The following is a 19,505-nucleotide window of genomic DNA, read 5'->3' on the forward strand; positions in this document are numbered from 1 at the left end:
GACGGCGTCTGTGAGCGGATCGACCGGGCCCGCGCCAAGGCCCTCACCGACCTCGTCACCGGCCAGGCCACCATCGACGTCCAGGTCGTCCTCACCACCGCGGCCACAGCGGCCACCCCAGCCACCGCGGACACGTCGGCTACCGCCACCGCGACCACGCCAGGCACGACATCCCTCGCCCATGACACCCCAGCCGCTGCGGCCACCCCGGGTAGCACGGAGCCACCAGCCACCACCGCACGCGTCGCTCCCCCAGCACGCCCGGCCCTGGCGCCGGACCCCGCGGTGGTGACGACCGCGTCCGCCGCGGATGACCTCGTCGAGGTGACCGGGCCGGCGGCCGCCGACCCGGTCCTGGTCCCGCGCGGCTGGCTGGAGGACGCCATCCGCGCCACCACCACCGGCCGGGACAGCCTCGGCCGGGCCCGGGTCGTGCCGTGCCACCCCGGCACCGGGGCCCTCACCGACCTCGGCGACGCCCTGGCCACCACCGCCTACCGACCCGGCGCCGCCCTCACCGCGCTCGTCAGGGCCCGCGACCGGCACTGCCGGTTCCCCGGCTGCCACGTCGCCGCCCGGTTCTGCGACCTCGACCACGTCACCCCCTGGCCCACCGGCCCCACCACTGCCACCAACCTCGCCACCCTCTGCCGCCGCCACCACCGCACCAAACAACGCCCCGGCTGGCGCGCCACCCTGCACCCCGACGCCACCATGACCTGGACCGACCCCACCGGCCGGCACCGCACCACCCACCCCACCGACCACCGCCACCACGCCACCCTCCCCGACACCGGCACCGACCCCACCCCGCCGGCACCAGGCACCCCCAGCCTCGCCGTCCCCGACGGCCCCCACTCCCCCCTCGACTTCACCCTCGAACACCACCTAAGCGGCGCACTCACCGCCCCCCGCTGCCGCGTCGACCTCCACGACCTCACCGCCCGCAACCTCCACCTCGACCCCCGACCCCCACACCGGCGCCGACGCTCACGCGCCCGCCCCTCGGCCACCGACCCGCCACCCTTCTAGCCTGCGGTGCTGAGCCATCGGCCCAGCCACGTCGCGACGCTCGCGGTGAAGCTCGGCGCGAGTGCGTCCTCCTCCTGCCCTGCGTAGTCGGGGTGACTGCTGCCGACCACCGGCCAGTGCCCGCAACCCGGCAGGTCGACGAGGGTGACGTCTGCGCCGGACTCCTGCCATCGGTCGCGGCTCACCTCGCGGGGCACGCACTCCTCGTCCTCTCCCCAGATGGCCAGGACCGGGACTCGGACCGCGCCGAAGGACGGGACTGGGTCGAAGTCCATGTCGTCCCACCCCGACGAGCCGGGCGGCACCGCCGACGGCAGGTAGGACACGGGGAACCACGGTTCGCGTGCCGCCGCACGCAGGTCGGCGTCCAGCGCGTCGCGCACCGACCGGTCGAGGACGGGCTGCCGCAGGTGGTCCTCGAGTCTGAGACGCAGCTCGCGGTTCCGGCCCCGTTCACGGTCGGAGAACCCGCGGCGCCGCAGCAGCTCATCGGTGTGGAAGCGCATCTGTTCGGCAGGGGTGACGCCACTACAGCCGAGGACGACGAGGAAGCCGACCGCATCGTCGGCGGCCGCCAGCGCCGCAGCCCACGCGCCCTGGCTGAACCCGGACACGCCCACCGGGCGTCCCAGCCGGGCCTGCAGGGCTCGCACGGCACCGACCGCGTCTGCTGCCTGCACACGAAGTGGGGTGTCGCCGCCGGCCACGGCGCGGCGCTCGTAGCCGAGGGCAGCGATGCCCAGAGGCGCCAGAGCCGCGGCCAGCCCGTCGAACAGCGGCTGACGAGCACGGCCGTCGCTCGCCCCGTGCAGCATGACCAGGCCCGCGGAGACAGCGCCGTCCGGCAGCCGAAGGACGGCGGCACCGGGGGCGCCGTCCCACTCGAGGCCCTCGTCCATCGCGTCACCCTAGAGCCCCGATCGGTCTGGCGCAGAGGGGACGACGCGTGGCGTCCACTCCACGTGGCCTCCGGGTCGCCCGCTCGCGGCGACGGTAGGGTCGCCCGCATGCTGACCCGCCGCCTCGGGGCCACCGGGCTCACCGTGTCGCGGCTCGCCCTCGGGACGATGGCCTGGGGCACCCGCACCTCCCCCGAGGACGCCCGCGACCTCCTCACCGCGTTCCGGGCCGCCGGGGGCACCCTCGTCGACACCGCGCACGGCTACGCGGGCGGTGCGGCCGAGGACCTGCTCGGCGACCTGCTCGAAGGGCCCGACCGGGGCGAGGTCGTCATCGTCACCAAGTCCGGCATCAGCCGCGCCTCGGGTGAGCGCGTAGTCGACTGCTCCAGGCGCACGATGCTCGCGCAGCTCGACCTGTCGTTGCGGCGCCTGCGCACCGACCACGTCGACGTCTGGCTCGCCCACACCTGGGACGACGACACCCCGCTCGAGGAGACCGTCGGCGCCCTCGTCCACGCCTGGCGCAGCGGTCGCGCACGCTACGTCGGGGTGTCGAACCACGTCGGCTGGCAGGCGGCCCGCGCGATGTCGCTCCTGGCCGCCGAGGGCGTCCCGCTCGCCGCGAACTCCGTCGAGTACAGCCTCGTCGAGCGGCGCCCCGAGCGTGAGCTCGTCGCCGCGTCCGCCTCCCTCGGCTTCGGGCTGCTCCCCTGGTCCCCGCTCGGCCGCGGGGTCCTCGCGGGGCGCTACCGCACCGGCGTCCCCGCCGACTCCCGCCTCGCCTCGGACGAGTTCGCTCGGTTCACCGGCCGGCACGCCGGGGACCACACCAAGGGCGTCGTCGAGGCGGTGCGTACCGCGGCCGACGGGCTCGGGGTCTCACCCGCCGTGCTGGCCCTCACCTGGGTCCGCGACCGACCCGGGGTCACCGCGCCGATCATCGGCCCCCGCACGGCCGCCCAGCTGGCGGTCCTCCTGACGTCCGAGGAGGTCGAGCTGCCGCGGCAGATCATCGACGCCCTCGACGAGGTCTCGCTCGACCACTCCTGACGAGCGGCGCGGCCGGCCGGCTCAGTCGTCCTCGTCGTCCTCGAAGTCGACGTCGTCGCCGTCGAGGCCCGCGTAGGTCCGGCTGTCGTCGCCGTCCTCGTCGTCGTGGTCGTCGACGCCGTCCTCGTCGTCGTCGTCGTCATCGTCGTCGTCGTCGTCGTCATCGTCGCCGTTGTCGTCGGCACCGTAGATGTCGAGCGGCGTCATCTCGCTGTAGGCCTCGTACAGCGAGGCGTCGTACTCCTCGAACGCGTCGGCCAGGTCGTCGTACGCGGCGACGACGTTCGGGTCGTCGTCCCCGCGGCGCGTGCTGCACACCTCGAGGTGGCGCTCGAACGCCGAGATGAGCTGGGCCAGAGCGGCACGCGGATCCGTGGTCATGCATCGAACCGTACCGGTCCTGGCGCAGAATGTGGTGGTGGCCGACTACGAGTACCTCGTCCTGAACTTCGGGCGTGAGGCGGACCGTTCCGCCATCTGCCGCACGCTCACCGAGCACGCCGAGTACGGCCACTGGGAGCTCGCTCGCACCCGCACCTACGTGGGCGGCCGGACCCGGACCTGGTTGCGCCGCCGCATCATCCGCGCCCGCCGGACCTCGGTGGCCTCCGGCTGGTGACCCGCGCCGGTCAGCAGGTCCCGAGCAGGCGACCCAGCACGCGGGCGCCGAAGCGCAGCGAGTCGGTGGGCACCCGCTCGTCGATGCCGTGGAACATCGGGGCGAAGTCGAGGTCGGCCGGGAGCCGGAGCGGCGCGAACCCGTAGCCGGTGATGCCGAGCAGCGACAGCGCCTTGTTGTCGGTGCCACCCGACAGGCAGTACGGCAGCACCTCGGCCTCGGGGTCCTCGGTGCGCAGCGCCTCGACCATCCGCTCCACGAGGTCCCCCTCGAACGGGGCGTCGAGGGCGATGTCCCGGTGCAGCACCTCCACCTGCACGTGCTCGCCGGCCAGCTCCCGGATCGTGTCGAGCAGGTCCTCCTCGTGGCCGGGGAGGAAGCGGCAGTCGACGTTCGCCGAGGCGTGCTGCGGGATGACGTTGTGCTTGTAGCCCGCGTCGAGCATCGTGACGTTGCTCGTGTCCTGCAGCGTGCCGCGCACGAACCCCTGGGCGCCGCCGAGGTGGGCGAGCAGCTCCTCGAGGTCCTCGTCGGACCACCCGGTGCCGGTCAGCTCCGAGAGGCCGTCGAGCAGCGTGCGCACCGACGGGATGTACTCCCGCGGCCACTTGTGCTCGGCGATCCGGGCGATGGCCTCGGCGAGCCGGACGATGGCGTTCTCGTCGTTCGGCACCGACCCGTGGCCCGCCCGGCCGTCGGCGGTGAGCCGCAGCCAGGCGATGCCCTTCTCGGCCGTCTGGAGCAGGTAGGTGCGCTTCTCGTCACCGTGCCGGTCGGTGACGGTCACGCTGTAGCCGCCCACCTCGCTGATCGCCTCGGTGACGCCCTCGAACACCTCGGGGTGCTGCTCGACCATGAAGTGCGACCCCTTGACCCCGCCGGCCTCCTCGTCGGCGAAGAAGACGACGACGAGGTCGCGCGGCGGCACGACCCCGCGCCGGGCGATGTCGCGGACGCACGCGAGCATCATCGCGTCCATGTCCTTCATGTCGACGGCACCGCGCCCCCAGACGCAGCCGTCGCGCTCCTCCCCCGCGAACGGGTCGACGGACCAGTCGGCCGCGTTCGCCGGGACGACGTCGAGGTGGCCGTGCACGCACAGCGCGCCGCGCTCGGGGTCGGCCCCGGGGATCCGGACGGCGACGCTGACCCGCCCCGGGTCCGACTCGTAGGTCTGCGGCTCCAGGCCCACCTCGCGCAGCTGCGCGACGACGTAGGCGGCCGCCTCGGCCTCCCCCGGCCCGCTGCCGTCGCCGTAGTTGCTCGTGTCGATCCGGATCAGCTCCTGGCAGATCCGGACGACCTCGTCCTCGGGGCGCAGCGTGTCGGTCATGGCACCCACCCTAGGAGGGACGCGGACGCCGGGTCGATTTCGGTTCCACACGCAGGACCGTGTATCGTTCCGGGTCGCAGGAGGCCCTCCCCAGGGGCCGCTCCCGCACCACTCGTCCGGGTGGCGGAATTGGCAGACGCGCTAGCTTGAGGTGCTAGTGCCCGTATAGGGCATGGGGGTTCAAGTCCCCCCTCGGACACCAGCACGAAGGCCCCGAACCACACAGGTTCGGGGCCTTCGTCGTGCGGGCCCGCTCAGCCGCCGACGTAGGTGTCGACCGCGTCCGAGAAGCCCTGGACGAGCGGGTCGAGCCGGGCGCTGCCCTCGGCGGGGATGACGCCCTCGTCGACGGCCTCGCGGTAGTCCTCGAGCAGGGAGTCCCGGGCCTCGACGAGCGCCTCCTGGTCGTCCTCCCGCAGGGCCTTGTCGACGTCCTTGAGCGGGTCCTCGACCGTCTTGGCGCCGTCCTTGTCGATGACGTCCTCCTGCTGGAGCGCCTTGACCTCCTCGCCCAGCGCCTGCCGGGCGTCGGCGACCGGGGCCGGGTCCGGCGCCTCCTCGGTGGGCGTCGGCGAGGGCTCGGTCGTCGACGGGGTGGGCTCCGGCTCGGTCGTCGACGGGGCGGGCTCCGGGGACGTCGCCGTCGGGGTCACCGACGGCGCCGGCTCCCCACCCGTGTCGTCCCCACCGAAGACCTGCCACGCGACGAGAGCGAGCGCCAGCAGCGCCGCGGCGGCCAGGACCCACAGCGCCGCCGAGGACCCGCCACGGGCCCGCTCCGGGGGCGGCAGCGCCGTCGACGGCGACGTGGGCGGCGGCGGTGGCGGCGCGGGAGTGGGGTCGAGGCGCTGGGTCGGGTCCGCGCCGGAGGCCGGCAGGACGGACGTGGCCGCCGCCGCTGCACCGGCCGCAGCGGCTCCCGACGGGGCACGTCGCGACGCGAGCGCGGTGACGAGGGCCGCGGCGTCCTCGGGGCGGTCGGCGGGGTCCTTGGCGAGCAGCCCCCGCACGACCCCCACGAGCCAGGCGGGCGCGTCGGGGCGCAGCGCCTGCAGGTCGGGGACGGGGTCGTTGGCGTGCATCATCATCGTCGCCACGGGGGTGGCGCCGCGGAAGGGGGCCTTCCCGGTGAGCAGCGCGAACAGGACGCAGCCGAGCGCGTAGAGGTCGGCGCGACCGTCGACCCGCCCGCCCGTGGCCTGTTCCGGGGCGAGGTACTCCGCGGTGCCCATGACGGTGTGCGTGGCGGTCAACGCCTGCTCGGCGCCGGCCTCCCCGAGCTGGGTGATGCCGAAGTCGACGACGCGCACGCGGTCGTCCGCGGCGTACACGAGGTTCGCCGGCTTGATGTCACGGTGCACCAGCCCCCGCCGGTGCGCCGCGTCCAGGGCGGAGGCGACCTGCCGGCCCACCTCGACGACCTCCTCGACGGGCAGCGGCCCCTCGGCCAGGCGGTCGGCCAGGCTCGGGCCGGGCAGCAGCTCCATGACGAGGTAGGCGGTGTCGCCCTCGACGCCGGTGTCGTGGACGGTCACGATGTTGGGGTGGCTCATCCCAGCGGTGACCTTCGCCTCCCGCTCGAACCGGGCCGCGCCGCTCTCGTCCGGCACCCGCCGCAGGTCGATGGTCTTGATCGCCACCTGGCGGCCGAGGACGGTGTCGGTGGCCCGCCAGACCTCTCCCATGCCGCCCCGGCCGATGGGAGTGTCGAGGACGTAGCGGTCCGCGAGAGGGCGCGTGTCGTCGGTGCTCACCCACGGCAGCCTAGTGACGAGGTGCTCCCGGTCGGCACCGAGGACCGGCATCGCTAACCTGGGGGCGTGCTCGAGACCGTCACCGCCGTCCGGTACGTGAGCCCGCTCCGCGAGGGCGGCTCGCTGCCGGGGCTCGTCGAGGCCGACGACCTCGGCACGTACGTCGTGAAGTTCAGCGGCGCCGGCCAGGGCCGCAAGGTCCTCGTCGCCGAGGTGATCGTCGGGGAGATCGCGCGCCGGCTCGACATCCCGACGCCGCGACTGGCCGTCGTCGACCTCCCGAGCGCCATCGCCCGCTACGAGGCCGACGAGGAGGTCCAGGACCTGCTCACCGCGAGCCCGGGGCACAACCTCGGCGTCGACTTCCTCCCCGGTGCGTTCGGCTACGACGGGTCCCGCCCGCCGACGGCGCAGGACGCCGGCGCGATCCGCTGGCTCGACGCCTACACCGCCAACGTCGACCGCACCTGGGCCAACCCGAACCTGCTCGTCTGGCACGGGCGCACCTGGGCCATCGACCACGGCGCCGCGCTGTGGTTCCACCACGCGTGGCCCAGCCGGCCCCCGGACGTGGGCCGGTTCGTCGGCCAGCCGTTCGACGACAGCGGCCACGTCCTGGCCCCGGTGGCGGCCCCGTTGCGCGAGACGCACGACCGCCTCGCACCCCGGCTCACCGCGGACGTCCTGCGCGACGTCGTCGCCGAGGTGCCCGAGCAGTGGCTCGAGACCACGGCGAGCCTGCCCGACCTCGACACGGTCCGGGCCACCTACCTCGAGCACCTCGTCCTGCGGCTCGAGCAGCCCGACGCCTGGCTCGGAGGTGCCGCATGAGCCACCCCTACCAGTACGTCGTCATCCGCTTCGTCCCGCGCGTCGACCGGGGCGAGTGCCTCAACGTCGGGGTCGTGCTGCACTCCCAGTCCGCCGGGGTGCTCCAGTGCGCCTGGCACGTCGACGACGACCGCATCCGCGCGGTCGCTCCCGACGCCGACCTGGAGGTGCTGCGGGCGGCCCTCGACGCCGTCGCCGAGATGTGTCACACCCCACCCCCGGGCGTCGACGCGACGCTGACGACCCAGGGCAAGCGCTTCGGCTGGCTCAGCGCCCCCCGCTCGACGGTGCTGCAGCCCGGCCCGGTCCACGGGGGCGCCACCGACGACCCGGACGCCGAGGTGCAGCGACTCCTCGACCGCCTCGTCCGCTAGCCGGCAGGCACCCGCAGCGCCCACGCCGCGACGGCGCCTGCGGCCGCGACGTTGAGCGAGTCGACGCCGCCACGCATCGGGATCCGCACGACGGTGTCCACCGATGCGACGGTGCGCGTCGACAGCCCGTCGCCCTCGGTACCGAGCACGAGCGCCAGCCGCTCCGGAGGGTCGGCGGCCAGGGCGTCCAGGCCCACGGAGTCGTCGGACAGCGCGAGGGCCGCCACGTGGAAGCCGAGGCGGTGCAGGTCCGCGATGCCGCCCGGCCACGGGTCGATACGCGTCCACGGCACCTGGAACACCGTCCCCATCGAGACCCGGATCGCCCGGCGGTACAGCGGGTCCGCGCACCGTGGCGTGACGAGGACGGCGTCCACCCCGAGAGCCGCTGCGCTCCGGAAGACCGCGCCGACATTGGTGTGGTCGACGACGTCCTCGAGCACCAGCACCCGCCGCGCCCCGTCCAGGGCCGACGCCACGGTGGGCAGCACCGGGCGGTGCATCGCGGCGAGGGCTCCCCGGTGGAGGTGGAAGCCGGTGAGCGACTCGATGATCTCGTGGTCCCCGACGAACACCGGGACGCCGTCGGCCTCCGCGGCGTCGACGAGGTCGGCGAGGTCGGTGAGCCAGCGCTCCGCCATGAGGTAGGAGCGCGGGCGGTGACCCGCGGCCAGCGCCCGGCGGATGACCTTCTCGGACTCGGCGATGTACAGGCCGCGATCGGGCTCGGTGCGACGGCGCAGCGCGACGTCGGTGAGTCCGACGTAGTCCAGCAGACGCGGGTCGGCGGGATCCTCGATCAGCGTCGGCACGCCCGCAAGGCTAGGCCAGGGCCGCGCGGGCGATGACGGTGAGCCCCGCCACGACGCAGAACGCGAGGACGGCCCGGCGGAAGAGGCCTTCGTCGACCCGGGCCCGGACGGGCGCGGCCGCGGCGTACCCGAGCAGGGCGAAGGGCACCCACACCAGGTCGGTGAGGAGCTGCTCGCGCGTCACCGCGCCCCAGACGGCCAGCCCGCCCACCGCCAGCAGCGAGCCGGCCGTGAAGAAGACCGCGAGGGTCGAGCGCGCCCGGTCGGGGCGCTCGTGCTGCAGGACGAGCGCGAGGAACGGGCCCCCGATCGCGGCCGCCGTGCCCGAGACGCCGGACACCGCCCCGGCGACGACGGCGTTGCGCGGGGTGGCCCGCAGGTGGAGGGACCGCACGGACAGCACCACCGTGACGAGGATGAGCACCCCGACGAGGGCGCCGATCGCCCGGGGCGAGAACCACACGACGATGGCGACCCCGACCGGGACGAACAGCGCGCGGGCGCCGAGCGCCCAGCCCAGGGGCCGCCACGCGATGTCGCGGACGCCGTGCGTGAGCTGGAGCAGCGGCAACGTCACCCCGGGGACGAGCAGGGCCGCCGGCATGAGCTCAGGGGCCAGGAGCACGACGGCCGGGGCCGCGACGACAGCCATCCCGAACCCGATGCTCGACTGCACGACGGCGCCGCCGAGCACCGCCACCCCGAGGGTGAGGACGACCGGCCAGTCCATCAGGGGAAGAGGACGAGCTTGGCGACGGCGACGAGTCCGACGACGACGATGACGCCCCGCAGGACCGGGGTCGGGAGCCGCCGGCCGACGGTGGCGCCGACGACGCCCCCGACCGTCGCGCCAACGGCGATGAGGAGCACGACGACCCAGTCGATCCGGTCGGGCGCCACGACGATGAAGACGAGCGCCGCGACTGCGTTGACGACCGTCCCGAGGACGTTCTTGTAGCCGTTGAGGCGCTGCAGCGGCTCGCTCGACAGGGCGCCCAGGATGCCCATGAGGATGACGCCCTGAGCCGCCCCGAAGTAGCCGCCGTACACCCCGGCTCCGAGGATCCCGCCGCGCATGACGAGGAGGTGGGTGCGTTCGGACCCGTCGCCGGACTCGCGGCGGCGCAGCGCCCAGGCGTTGACCCGCGGCCCGACGAGGACGAGGACGACCCCGAGGAGGATGAGCACCGGGACCACGGTGCGGAACACGGCGGGGTCGAGCACGAGCAGCAGGACGGCCCCGCCGAGCGCACCGACGAGGGACATCGGCACGAGCCGGCGCAGCGCGGGCGCCGCCCCGGCGAGCTCGGCGCGGTACCCGACGGCCCCCGTGAGGCTGCCGGGGACGAGCCCGATGTTGTTCGAGATGTTGGCCGTCACGGGCGGCACCCCGAGCAGCAGCAGGGTCGGGAAGGTGAGAAGCGTCCCCGACCCGACGATGGTGTTGATCGTGCCCGCCCCGATGCCGGCGAGCACGACGAGGAGGGCTTCACCGACGGACACCCGGACACCCTATGTCCGGGTGTCCGGGTGTTCGGGTGTCGGTGTCCGCGAACGGACTCAGCGGTCCGCGGGGGGCTCCTCCGCAGGTGCCGCGGGGGGCGGCGGCGGGGTCTGGGCGGGCGGCGCCTGGCGCGGCGGGACCGCGTCGGCCCCGGGCCGCACCGGCGGCTGGACCCGTGACGCCGGCTGCGCGTGCTCCTCGGCCTCCTTGCTGGACTGCGCGGCCTGGCCCCGGGCCTCCGCCAGCGCGGTGGCCGGGTCGGCGAGGGTGGTCTCCTCGAAGGCGTTGCTGATGGCCTGCTCGGGCTCCACCCAGTCGTCGTCGTCGCCGTCGGCGCCGGGCTTGGTGGCACCGAGCGCGCCGCCGATGCCCCGCAGGGCGTCGGTGAGCTCGCTGGGGATGATCCACATCTTGTTCGAGTCGCCACGGGCGATCTGGGGCAGCACCTGAAGGTACTGGTAGGCGAGCAGCTTCTGGGTCGGCTTGCCCCGGTGGATCGCGTCGAACACCTGTTGGATGGCCCGCGCCTGGCCCTGGGCCTCGAGGATGCGGGCCTGGGCCGAGCCCTCGGCGCGCAGGATCTGGCTCTGCTTCTCACCCTCGGCGGTGAGGATCTGGCTGGCCTTGGAGCCCTCGGCGGTGAGAATGATGGCGCGGCGCTCCCGCTCGGCCTTCATCTGCTTCTCCATCGACTCCTGGATCGAGGCCGGCGGGTCGATCGCCTTGAGCTCGACCCGGTTGACGCGGATGCCCCACTTGCCGGTGGCCTCGTCGAGGACCCCGCGCAGCTGGCCGTTGATCTGGTCGCGGCTCGTCAGGGTCTGCTCGAGGTCGAGGGAGCCGATGACGTTACGCAGCGTCGTCACCGTGAGCTGCTCGATGCCGGCGATGAAGTTCGCGATCTCGTAGACCGCCGACTTGGCGTCGATCACCTGGTAGTAGATGACGGTGTCGATGGACACGACGAGGTTGTCGCTGGTGATGACCGGCTGCGGCGGGAACGAGACGACCTGCTCACGCAGGTCGATGTTGGCCCGGACGATGTCGACGAACGGGACGAGGAAGTGCAGCCCGCCGGTCAGGGTCCGCGAGTACCGGCCCAGCCGTTCGATGATGAGCGCCGTCTGCTGCGGCACGATCCGCACCGTGCGGACGAGCACGATGACGGCGAACGCCGCGAGCAGCAGGATGACGATGAGCGGACCGATGCCGTCCATGGTGGAGCCTTTCCGTGAGCGCCGGAGCGCGGGTCAGGTGGTCGGGGTGGCTGGGGGCACGGGCGCGACGATGGCGGTCGCCCCGTGGATGGCGATGACACGCACCTGGTCGCCGGGCTCGACGGGTGTGCTGCCGGTGGCGAGACGGGCCGACCAGGTCTCGCCGGCGAGCTTGACCCGGCCGTCGGTCTCGGTGACGGCCTGGAGGACCCAGGCCTCGCGCCCGACGAGGCTCGAGGCACCGATGTGGTGGTCGGTCTCGGTGTCCATGAACTTGCTCTTGAGGATGGGGCGCACGACGAGGAGGAAGAGCACCGCCGCGGCGACGCCGATGATCACCTGGAAGATGAACGGCGCGCCCAGGGCGGCGGCGATGGCGGCCGCCAGCGCTCCCCCGGCGAACATGACGAACACGAAGTCGACCGTAGCGGCCTCGATCGCCGCCAGGACCAGCGCGACCCCGAGCCAGCCGAGCCAGGCGTTCTCGGTCAGCCACTCCATCGGCTTCCCCTTTCCGTTATCGGTCCGACGTGTGGGGACCGGGTGAAGTTCCGCCGGTGCTCAGCGCGCCCGGGCGGCATAGCGACCCCCGCGCACTTCCAGCTCCAGGGGCATCCCGAAGGTCGCCTCGAGGTTGCGCTCGGTGAGCGTGATCTCGAGGGGGCCCTGCGCGACGATCCGGCCCTCCCGCATGAGGAGGACGTCGGTGAAGTTCGGGGGGATCTCCTCGACGTGGTGGGTGACGAGGACGAGGGCCGGGGCGGTGAGGTCGGCGGCGAGGTCCCCGAGCCGGCGCACGAGGTCCTCGCGCCCCCCGAGGTCGAGCCCGGCGGCGGGCTCGTCGAGGAGCATGAGCTCGGGGTCGGTCATCAGCGCCCGGGCGATCTGGACACGCTTGCGCTCACCCTCGGACAGGGTGCCGTAGCGGCGGTCGACGAGGTGGCTCGCCCCGAGCGCGTCGAGCAGCTCGGCGGCGCGGCCCTCGTCGAGCCGGTCGTAGGCCTCCCGCCAACGGCCCACGACCCCGTAGGAGGCCGTGACGACGACGTCGCGCACGAGCTCGCGGGCCGGGATGCGGTCGGCGAGGGCCACGCTCGACAGCCCGATGCGCGGACGCAGCTCGAAGACGTCGACGGCGCCGAGCACCTCCCCGAGCACGCCGGCGACGCCGGTGCTCGGGTGGATCCGCGCGGCGGCGAGCTGGAGCAGCGTCGTCTTGCCCGCCCCGTTGGGCCCGAGGACGACCCAGCGCTGGCCCTCCTCGACCTCCCACGAGACGTCGTCGAGGATCGTGGTGTCCCCGCGCACGACGCTGACGCCTGCGAGGGCCAGGACGTCGCTCATGGAGCCGACCCTAGTTGACGCTCCCCGAACCGGATCGGCGGCACGCTCAGTGCCCGCGCATCGGTCCGCCGGGACGGCCGTGGGCGTCGGCGACGATCTCGGCCATGACCGACAACGCGATCTCGCCGGCCGAGCCGCCCCCGATCGACAGACCCGCCGGTACATGGAGGCGCGCCAGCTGCGCGTCGTCGAACCCCTCGGCCCGCAGCATCTCGAGCAGCGCCGCCGAGCGGTGCCGGCTCGCCATCATCGCCACGTACGGGACCCCGGCGGTCATGGCCCGCCGCAGCAGGTCGTACGCACCCGCACCGTCGTGGTTGCACACGACGAGCGCGTCGACGCCGTCCATCGCGCCGGGGTCGTCCCCGGCGGGCGCCGCCGCCAGGGTGGTCACCGCCCAGCCGGTCGCCCCGGCGATGGCGCCCAGCGCGGAGGCGATGTGGTTGTCGAAGACGACGACGAGCCGACCGAGCGGGCCGTCGACGGGCCTCGCTCCGCTCCCCCGGACCGGGTCGTGGCGGGTGTCGCTCACTGACCGAGCACCGCGCGGTAGACCTCCATCGTGCGGTCGCCGATGGTCTCCCACGAGAACGACTCGACCGCCCGCTCCCGGCCGGCCCGCCCCATCCGCTGGGCCCGGTCGAGGTCGGCGACGGCGTTGTTCATCGCCGCCGCGAGGTCCGCGACGAACCGGTCCTCGTCGACCGGGATGCCCGTGCCGTCCTGGACCTGCTCGATGGGCACGAGCCACCCGGTCTCGCCGTCGACGACGACCTCCGGGATCCCGCCGGTGGCGGTCGCGACGACGGGCAGCCCGCACGCCATGGCCTCGAGGTTGACGATGCCGAGGGGCTCGTACACCGACGGGCACAGGAACACCGACGCGCCGCTGAGCACGGCGACGACCTCGTCGCGCGGCAGCATCTCGGGAACCCACACGACGCCGTCCCGCTGCGCCCGGAGCCCCTCGATGAGCGCCTCGACCTCGGCCTTGATCTCCGGGGTGTCGGGCGCGCCGGCGAGGAGGACGAGCTGGACCTCGGGGGGCAGCTCGGCCGCGGCCCGCAGGAGGTAGGGCAGCCCCTTCTGGCGGGTGATCCGGCCGACGAACACCGCACTGGGGCGGTCCGGGTCGATGCCGTGCCGGCGGACCGCGTCGGGGTCGGGGCGCGGCTGCCACAGCTGGGAGTCGATGCCGTTGTGGACGACCTTGACCTTCTCGGGGTCCACGCTCGGGTAGGAGCGCAGGATGTCCTCGCGCATGCCGGCGCTGACGGCGATGACGGCCGCGGCCCCCTCGTACGCCGTCCGCTCGACCCACGACGAGAGCCGGTACCCCCCGCCCAGCTGCTCGGCCTTCCAGGGGCGCATCGGCTCCAGGCTGTGGGCGGACAGCACGTGCGGCACCCCCTCGAGCAGGCCCGCAACGTGCCCGGCGAAGTTGGCGTACCAGGTGTGCGAGTGGACCAGGTCGGTGCCGGCGCACGCGGCCGCCATCGTCAGGTCCACCCCGAGCGTGGACAGCGCGGCGTTCGTGCCGTCGAGCTGCGGCAGGTCGGGGTGGCTCGTCGTCCCCTCCTCGTCCCGGGGGCCGCCGAACGCGTGGACCCGCACGTCGGTGTCGCCGCGCGATCGCAGCGCCCGGGTCAGCTCGGCGACGTGGACGCCGGCTCCTCCGTAGATCGAGGGCGGGTACTCCTTGGACAGGATGTCGATGCGCACCTTTTCACCGTAGTGGGCGTCCGGGCCTCCCGGCGAGGGCGCCGACCCAATAGCGTGGGGTCATGGCGTACCGCAGCGGAGGTCCGAAGGTTCTTGTCATCGTCCTCGCGGGTGGGGAGGGGAAGCGGCTCATGCCGCTGACGCGGGACCGGGCCAAGCCGGCCGTTCCGTTCGGCGGCATCTACCGCCTCATCGACTTCGCGCTGTCGAACGTCGTGAACTCCGGCTACCTCAAGATCGTCGTCCTCACCCAGTACAAGTCGCACAGCCTCGACCGGCACGTGACCAAGACGTGGCGGATGAGCACGATGCTCGGCAACTATGTGGCGCCGATCCCCGCGCAGCAGCGCATCGGCAAGTCCTGGTACATGGGCAGCGCGGACGCCATCTTCCAGAGCCTCAACACCATCACCGACGAGCGCCCCGACATCGTCGTCGTCGTCGGCGCCGACCACGTGTACCGGATGGACTTCTCGCAGATGGTCGAGCAGCACATCGCCACCGGGGCCGGGGTCACCGTCGCCGCGATCCGGCAGCCGAAGTCGACCTCCGACCAGTTCGGGGTCATCGACGTCGAGCCCGAGGACCCGCAGCGGATCCGCGCCTTCCTCGAGAAGCCGACCGACCCCGACGGCCTGCCGGACTCGCCCGACGAGATCCTCGCGAGCATGGGCAACTACGTCTTCACCGCCGACGCCCTCGTCGACGCCGTGACGGCCGACTCCACGCTCGAGGGCAGCAAGCACGACATGGGCGGCGACATCGTGCCGGCCCTCGTCGAGCAGGGCGCCGCCTACGCCTACGACTTCAAGAACAACGTGGTCCCCGGCGGCACCGAGCGCGACATGGGCTACTGGCGCGACGTCGGGACGATGGACAGCTACTACGACGCCCACATGGACCTGGTGTCGATCCACCCGGTCTTCAACCTCTACAACTACGACTGGCCGCTCTACACGACGTACGGTTACTTCCCGCCCGCCAAGTTCGTCCACGGCGCCAACGGGCGCTTCGGCGAGGCGCTCAACTCGGCCGTGTCGCCGGGTGTGGTCATCTCGGGCGCGCGGGTCAACGGGTCGGTCATCTCCCCCGACGTCCACGTGCACAGCTACACCGAGATCGACGACAGCGTCGTCCTCGACGGCGTCCAGGTCGGGCGGCACTGCCACATCCAGAAGGCCGTCATCGACAAGAACGTCGTCATCCCCGACGGCACCTCGATCGGGCTCGACCACGAGCACGACCTCGCGCGCGGCTTCTCGATCACCGAGTCGGGCATCGTCGTCGTCGGCAAGGGCCACGAGATCACGGCGTGAGCGGTTCCGACCGGCCCGTCCGGATCGGCGCCCAGCTCCAGCCGCAGCACGCGTCGTATCCCGAGATCAGGCGCGCCTGCGCCCGGCTCGAGGAGCTCGGCGTCGACGTGCTCTTCAACTGGGACCACTTCTTCCCGCTCTACGGCGACCGCGACGGGGCGCACTTCGAGTGTTGGACGATGCTCGCCGCGTGGGCGGAGGCCACCGAGCGGGTCGAGATCGGTGCCCTCGTCACGTGCAACAGCTACCGCAACCCGCAGCTGCTCGCCGACATGGCGCGCACCGTCGACCACATCAGCGACGGCCGGCTCATCCTCGGGATCGGGTCGGGCTGGTTCGAGCGCGACTACGACGAGTACGGGTACGAGTTCGGCACGGCGGGCGGGCGGCTCGACGCACTGGCACGCGACCTGCCGCTCATCGAGCAGCGTTGGGCACGGCTCAACCCCGCGCCCACCCGCGACATCCCCGTGCTCATCGGCGGCGGCGGCGAGCGGAAGACGCTGCGCATCGTCGCCGAGCACGCCGACATCTGGCACGGCTTCGGGGGCCCCGAGACCATCGCCCACAAGCACGCCGTCCTCGACGAGTGGTGCGCGAAGGTGGGCCGGAACCCGGCCGAGATCGAACGGTCCGCCGGGGTGTCCGCCCGGCCGGGTCGGCTCCCGGAGGACGTCGCGGACTACGCCGCGGGTGCGCAAGCCCTGTACGAGGTCGGCACCCGGCTCTTCACCGTCGGGCTGAGCGGCCCGCACTACGACCCCGGTCCGATCCGCGACCTCGTCGCGTGGCGGAACGCCGGGCGCGGCTAACCTGCGGGCGTGCCCTCCCCCGAGCCACCGCTCCTCCCTCCGCAGCCCGATCCCACGGCGCGCACGCTCCTGGTGTCGCTGAGCGGCCGGGACCGCCCGGGCGTCACGAGCGCCGTCTTCGAGGCCGCGTCCACGGTCGGCGCCACCGTCCTGGACGTCGAGCAGGTCGTCGTCCGCGGCCACCTCGCGCTGTCGGTGCTCCTCTCCCCCGGCACCGACGAGAACGTGCTCACCGACCGGCTGACCCGGGCCGGTGAGGCCCTCGGGATGACCGTCGACCTCGTCGTCGGACGCGGCGACAACGCCCGGCGGCGCACGGGCCGCGCGGCGGTCGTCGTCATGGGCGCCCCCCTCGAGACCCGGCACGTCGCCGCGGTCGCACGGTCGGTGGCCGAGCACGGCGCCAACATCGACCGGATCCGGCGGCTCTCCCGCTGGCCCGTCACGACCGTCGAGCTGGACGTCTCGGGTGCCGACCTGCCCCGAATGCGCCGCGACCTGGCGCTCGTGTCGGCCGAGACCGGCTGTGACATCGCCGTGGCGCCCGCCGGCCTGGCCCGCCGCGGAGCCCGGCTCGTCGTCCTGGACGTCGACTCCACGCTCATCCAGGACGAGGTCATCGAGCTCATCGCCGAGCACGCGGGGACGGCGGCGGAGGTCGCCGCCGTCACCGAGCGGGCCATGGCCGGCGAGCTCGACTTCGCCGAGAGCCTGCACGCCCGGGTCGCGACGCTCGCGGGGCTGCCGGTCGCGGTGCTCGACGAGGTGCGGGGCTCGGTGCGGCTCAGCCCGGGGGCCCGCACGCTCGTCCGCACCCTCAAGGCCCTCGGCTTCACGGTGGCGCTCGTCTCGGGCGGCTTCGCCGAGGTCGTCGAGCCCATCGGCGCCGAGCTCGGCGTCGACCACGTCCGCGCCAACCGGCTCGAGGTGCGGGACGGGGTCCTGACCGGACGCGTCGTCGGGACCGTCGTCGACCGCCCGGGCAAGGCCGCGGCGCTGCGCGAGTTCGCCGAGATCGAGGGGCTCCCCCTCTCCCGGACCGTCGCCATCGGGGACGGCGCCAACGACCTCGACATGCTCGGGGTGGCCGGGCTCGGGGTGGCCTTCAACGCCAAGCCGGTCGTCCGCGAGCAGGCCGACACCTCGGTGAACGTGCCCTACCTCGACACCGTCCTCTTCCTGCTCGGCGTGAGCCGGGAGGAGATCGAGGACGCCGAGGGCCTCACCGAGCCGGGCTGACCGGCCGGACCACGACCGCGCGCTCAGGCGCCGATCGCGTGGTACCCGCCGTCGACGTGGACGATCTCGCCGGTCGTCGCCGGGAACCAGTCCGAGAGCAGCGCCACGCAGGCCCGGGCGGCCGGCTCGGCGTCGCGCACGTCCCAGCCCAGCGGCGCCCGGCTGCCCCAGGCCTCCTCGAACTGCTCGAACCCGGGGATGGACTTCGCCGCCGTCGTGCGGATCGGGCCGGCGGAGACGAGGTTGCAGCGGATCCCCTGCGGCCCCATGTCCCGGGCGAGGTAGCGGTTCGTGGACTCGAACGCCGCCTTGGCGACCCCCATCCAGTCGTAGACCGGCCAGGCGTACTTCGCGTCGAAGGTGAGCCCGACGACCGAGCCGCCCGCCGACATCAGCGGCAGCGCGGCCTTGGTGAGCGCCGCGAGGGAGAAGGCCGAGATCTGGACCGCCGTCGACACGTCCTCCCAGGTGGCGTCCAGGAAGGTGAAGGCGCCCTGGGGCGCGAAGCCGATCGAGTGGACCACCCCGTCGATGTGGTCGACGTGCTCACGGAGCCGGTCGGCCAGGGCGGCGAGGTCCTCGTCGTTGCTGACGTCGAGCTCGACGACCGGCGCGGGCTTGGGCAGCCGGCGCGCGATCGCGGTCGTGATCTTCGTCGTCCGGCCGAAGGAGGTGAGGACGACCTCGGCGCCCTGCTCCTGGGCGAGCCGGGCGACGTGGAAGGCGATCGAGGAGTCCATGAGGACTCCGGTGACGAGCAGCGTCTTGCCCTCGAGCAGCATGTGGGGACCTTTCGTCGGCAGGGTCTGGGGGTGGGGTGGTCAGCGGTCAGTGGCCCATGCCGAGGCCGCCGTCGACGGGGATGACGGCCCCGGAGATGTACGCGGCCTCGGGGCTCGCGAGGAAGCGGACGACCCCGGCGACCTCGTCGGCGGCCCCGAACCGGGCGGCGGGGATGGCGGCCTTGTAGGTCTTCTGGGTGTCCTCGGGCAGCGCCGCCGTCATGTCGGTCTCGATGAACCCCGGCGCCACGACGTTGGCGGTGATGCCGCGACCGCCGAGCTCGCGGGTGACCGACCGGGCCAGTCCGACCAACCCGGCCTTGCTCGCGGCGTAGTTGGCCTGCCCGGGGCCCCCGTACAGGCCGACGACGCTGGAGATGAGCACGATCCGCCCGCGGCGCAGCCGGATCATCCCGGTGCTGGCCCGGCGCACGCAGCGGAAGGCGCCGGTGAGGTTCGTCTCGAGGACCGCGCCGAAGTCCTCGTCGCTCATCCGCATGAGGAGGCCGTCCTTGGTGATGCCGGCGTTCGCGACGAGCACCTCGACCGGCCCGCCGAGCTTCTGCTCGGCCTCGGTGAAGGCGGCGTCGACGCTCTCGCGGTCGGTGACGTCGCACTGGACCCCGTCGAGCCCCTCCGGTGGCGGGCCGCTGCGGTGGGTGACGACGACCTTGTCGCCGGCCTCCGCGAACGATCGCGCGATCGCGAGACCGATGCCGCGGTTGCCGCCGGTGACGAGAACGGTGCGGGGATCGCTCATGCGTCCGAACCTAGTGGACTACCCGGCGGTAGTCGTGCCGCGTCCCGTCCACCGGCTGTCGAACCTCGCCCCGGCGACCGGGGCGCACGGGCCCGCCGGACG

At 73.5% G+C, this 19,505-nt stretch carries 22 protein-coding genes and 1 tRNA gene; 9 read left to right on the forward strand and 14 right to left on the reverse strand.

Annotated elements, in window-relative coordinates; all coding sequences use genetic code 11:
• Positions 1-1,032 (forward strand): HNH endonuclease signature motif containing protein (locus Q0963_RS09910; protein WP_299445282.1); only part of this gene is annotated, 1,032 nt, incomplete at its 5' end.
• Here Q0963_RS09910 and Q0963_RS09915 read toward each other — a convergent pair.
• A complete protein-coding gene (locus tag Q0963_RS09915) occupies positions 1,029-1,931 on the reverse strand; it encodes a hypothetical protein (RefSeq protein WP_299445283.1) in 903 nt (300 codons plus the stop codon). The genes Q0963_RS09910 and Q0963_RS09915 overlap by 4 nt on opposite strands.
• Positions 1,932-2,039: 108 nt before the next feature.
• Here Q0963_RS09915 and Q0963_RS09920 point away from each other — a divergent pair, with 108 nt between their 5' ends.
• Positions 2,040-2,984 (forward strand): aldo/keto reductase, encoded by a 945-nt coding sequence (locus Q0963_RS09920; RefSeq protein WP_299445284.1) that lies wholly within the window; start codon positions 2,040-2,042, stop codon positions 2,982-2,984.
• A gap of 21 nt (positions 2,985-3,005) precedes the next feature.
• Here the strand turns inward: Q0963_RS09920 and Q0963_RS09925 are convergent, their stop codons facing one another.
• Positions 3,006-3,365, reverse strand: a complete 360-nt coding sequence (locus Q0963_RS09925; protein WP_299445285.1) for a hypothetical protein — start codon at positions 3,363-3,365, stop codon at positions 3,006-3,008.
• Positions 3,366-3,402: 37 nt separating this feature from the next.
• On the opposite strand from Q0963_RS09925, the gene Q0963_RS09930 reads away from it, so the two are divergent.
• Positions 3,403-3,603 (forward strand): DUF5703 family protein, encoded by a 201-nt coding sequence (locus Q0963_RS09930; protein WP_299445287.1) that lies wholly within the window; start codon positions 3,403-3,405, stop codon positions 3,601-3,603.
• Between the two features lie 10 nt (positions 3,604-3,613).
• On the opposite strand, the gene Q0963_RS09935 is transcribed toward Q0963_RS09930, so the two are convergent.
• A complete protein-coding gene (locus tag Q0963_RS09935; protein WP_299445288.1) occupies positions 3,614-4,936 on the reverse strand; it encodes a M20/M25/M40 family metallo-hydrolase in 1,323 nt (440 codons plus the stop codon).
• Between the two features lie 114 nt (positions 4,937-5,050).
• Here Q0963_RS09935 and Q0963_RS09940 point away from each other — a divergent pair.
• Positions 5,051-5,138 (forward strand) — tRNA-Leu (locus Q0963_RS09940).
• Positions 5,139-5,190: 52 nt separating this feature from the next.
• On the opposite strand, the gene Q0963_RS09945 is transcribed toward Q0963_RS09940, so the two are convergent.
• Positions 5,191-6,690, reverse strand: coding sequence for a serine/threonine-protein kinase (locus tag Q0963_RS09945; protein WP_299445289.1), 1,500 nt, complete (start codon positions 6,688-6,690; stop codon positions 5,191-5,193).
• A gap of 66 nt (positions 6,691-6,756) precedes the next feature.
• On the opposite strand from Q0963_RS09945, the gene Q0963_RS09950 reads away from it, so the two are divergent.
• Complete coding sequence (locus Q0963_RS09950; protein ID WP_299445290.1) at positions 6,757-7,521, forward strand: HipA family kinase; 765 nt, start codon at positions 6,757-6,759, stop codon at positions 7,519-7,521.
• On the forward strand, positions 7,518-7,895 hold the full coding sequence (locus Q0963_RS09955) for a DUF3037 domain-containing protein (RefSeq protein WP_299445291.1): 378 nt from the start codon (positions 7,518-7,520) through the stop codon (positions 7,893-7,895). The genes Q0963_RS09950 and Q0963_RS09955 overlap by 4 nt, the downstream gene beginning before the upstream one ends.
• Here the strand turns inward: Q0963_RS09955 and Q0963_RS09960 are convergent.
• From Q0963_RS09960 to glgA, 8 genes are read right to left on the reverse strand one after another with little or no spacing between them, the layout of a single operon-like run.
• Complete coding sequence (locus tag Q0963_RS09960; RefSeq protein ID WP_299445293.1) at positions 7,892-8,707, reverse strand: RNA methyltransferase; 816 nt, start codon at positions 8,705-8,707, stop codon at positions 7,892-7,894. The two genes, Q0963_RS09955 and Q0963_RS09960, sit on opposite strands and share 4 nt — an antisense overlap.
• 10 nt (positions 8,708-8,717) lie before the next feature.
• Complete coding sequence (locus Q0963_RS09965) at positions 8,718-9,437, reverse strand: sulfite exporter TauE/SafE family protein (protein ID WP_299445295.1); 720 nt, start codon at positions 9,435-9,437, stop codon at positions 8,718-8,720.
• The gene (locus tag Q0963_RS09970) at positions 9,437-10,210 is read right to left on the reverse strand and encodes a sulfite exporter TauE/SafE family protein (RefSeq protein WP_299445297.1); all 774 of its coding nucleotides are present in this window, start codon (positions 10,208-10,210) and stop codon (positions 9,437-9,439) included. The genes Q0963_RS09965 and Q0963_RS09970 overlap by 1 nt, the downstream gene beginning before the upstream one ends.
• 57 nt (positions 10,211-10,267) lie before the next feature.
• Entirely contained in the window at positions 10,268-11,428 is a 1,161-nt protein-coding gene (locus tag Q0963_RS09975; protein WP_299445299.1) for an SPFH domain-containing protein, read from the reverse strand.
• A 33-nt stretch (positions 11,429-11,461) separates the two neighbouring features.
• On the reverse strand, positions 11,462-11,929 hold the full coding sequence (locus Q0963_RS09980; protein WP_299445301.1) for an NfeD family protein: 468 nt from the start codon (positions 11,927-11,929) through the stop codon (positions 11,462-11,464).
• A 60-nt stretch (positions 11,930-11,989) separates the two neighbouring features.
• The gene (locus Q0963_RS09985; protein WP_299445303.1) at positions 11,990-12,772 is read right to left on the reverse strand and encodes an ABC transporter ATP-binding protein; all 783 of its coding nucleotides are present in this window, start codon (positions 12,770-12,772) and stop codon (positions 11,990-11,992) included.
• A gap of 46 nt (positions 12,773-12,818) precedes the next feature.
• Complete coding sequence (locus Q0963_RS09990) at positions 12,819-13,304, reverse strand: XdhC family protein (protein ID WP_299445305.1); 486 nt, start codon at positions 13,302-13,304, stop codon at positions 12,819-12,821.
• Positions 13,301-14,494 (reverse strand): glycogen synthase, encoded by a 1,194-nt coding sequence (gene glgA, locus Q0963_RS09995; protein ID WP_299445307.1) that lies wholly within the window; start codon positions 14,492-14,494, stop codon positions 13,301-13,303. The genes Q0963_RS09990 and glgA overlap by 4 nt, the downstream gene beginning before the upstream one ends.
• A gap of 62 nt (positions 14,495-14,556) precedes the next feature.
• Here glgA and glgC point away from each other — a divergent pair, with 62 nt between their 5' ends.
• The 3 genes from glgC to serB are packed head-to-tail and all read left to right on the forward strand — an operon-like array spanning position 14,557 to position 17,861.
• Positions 14,557-15,810, forward strand: coding sequence for a glucose-1-phosphate adenylyltransferase (gene glgC / locus Q0963_RS10000; RefSeq protein ID WP_299445309.1), 1,254 nt, complete (start codon positions 14,557-14,559; stop codon positions 15,808-15,810).
• Positions 15,807-16,622, forward strand: a complete 816-nt coding sequence (locus tag Q0963_RS10005; protein WP_299445311.1) for an LLM class F420-dependent oxidoreductase — start codon at positions 15,807-15,809, stop codon at positions 16,620-16,622. The genes glgC and Q0963_RS10005 overlap by 4 nt, the downstream gene beginning before the upstream one ends.
• A 9-nt stretch (positions 16,623-16,631) precedes the next feature.
• Positions 16,632-17,861, forward strand: coding sequence for a phosphoserine phosphatase SerB (gene serB / locus Q0963_RS10010; RefSeq protein ID WP_299445313.1), 1,230 nt, complete (start codon positions 16,632-16,634; stop codon positions 17,859-17,861).
• Positions 17,862-17,884: 23 nt separating this feature from the next.
• On the opposite strand, the gene fabI is transcribed toward serB, so the two are convergent.
• Complete coding sequence (gene fabI / locus Q0963_RS10015; RefSeq protein WP_299445314.1) at positions 17,885-18,643, reverse strand: enoyl-ACP reductase FabI; 759 nt, start codon at positions 18,641-18,643, stop codon at positions 17,885-17,887.
• Between the two features lie 46 nt (positions 18,644-18,689).
• Positions 18,690-19,403 (reverse strand): beta-ketoacyl-ACP reductase, encoded by a 714-nt coding sequence (gene fabG, locus Q0963_RS10020; RefSeq protein WP_299445316.1) that lies wholly within the window; start codon positions 19,401-19,403, stop codon positions 18,690-18,692.
• Between the last annotated feature and the right edge of the window lie 102 nt (positions 19,404-19,505).

The organism is uncultured Phycicoccus sp. (assembly GCF_947495705.1).
GTDB lineage: Bacteria > Actinomycetota > Actinomycetes > Actinomycetales > Dermatophilaceae > Phycicoccus.

Excerpts from the sequence above, each read along its gene's own strand:
- Q0963_RS09915 (WP_299445283.1), bottom strand. The coding sequence starts at position 1,931 with ATGGACGAGGGCCTCGAGTGGGACGGCGCCCCCGGTGCCGCCGTCCTT.
- Q0963_RS09920 (WP_299445284.1), top strand. The coding sequence starts at position 2,040 with ATGCTGACCCGCCGCCTCGGGGCCACCGGGCTCACCGTGTCGCGGCTC.
- Q0963_RS09925 (WP_299445285.1), bottom strand. The coding sequence starts at position 3,365 with ATGACCACGGATCCGCGTGCCGCTCTGGCCCAGCTCATCTCGGCGTTC.
- Q0963_RS09935 (WP_299445288.1), bottom strand. The coding sequence starts at position 4,936 with ATGACCGACACGCTGCGCCCCGAGGACGAGGTCGTCCGGATCTGCCAG.
- Q0963_RS09955 (WP_299445291.1), top strand. The coding sequence starts at position 7,518 with ATGAGCCACCCCTACCAGTACGTCGTCATCCGCTTCGTCCCGCGCGTC.
- Q0963_RS09965 (WP_299445295.1), bottom strand. The coding sequence starts at position 9,437 with ATGGACTGGCCGGTCGTCCTCACCCTCGGGGTGGCGGTGCTCGGCGGC.
- Q0963_RS09975 (WP_299445299.1), bottom strand. The coding sequence starts at position 11,428 with ATGGACGGCATCGGTCCGCTCATCGTCATCCTGCTGCTCGCGGCGTTC.
- Q0963_RS09980 (WP_299445301.1), bottom strand. The coding sequence starts at position 11,929 with ATGGAGTGGCTGACCGAGAACGCCTGGCTCGGCTGGCTCGGGGTCGCG.
- Q0963_RS09985 (WP_299445303.1), bottom strand. The coding sequence starts at position 12,772 with ATGAGCGACGTCCTGGCCCTCGCAGGCGTCAGCGTCGTGCGCGGGGAC.
- glgC (WP_299445309.1), top strand. The coding sequence starts at position 14,557 with ATGGCGTACCGCAGCGGAGGTCCGAAGGTTCTTGTCATCGTCCTCGCG.
- fabI (WP_299445314.1), bottom strand. The coding sequence starts at position 18,643 with ATGCTGCTCGAGGGCAAGACGCTGCTCGTCACCGGAGTCCTCATGGAC.
- fabG (WP_299445316.1), bottom strand. The coding sequence starts at position 19,403 with ATGAGCGATCCCCGCACCGTTCTCGTCACCGGCGGCAACCGCGGCATC.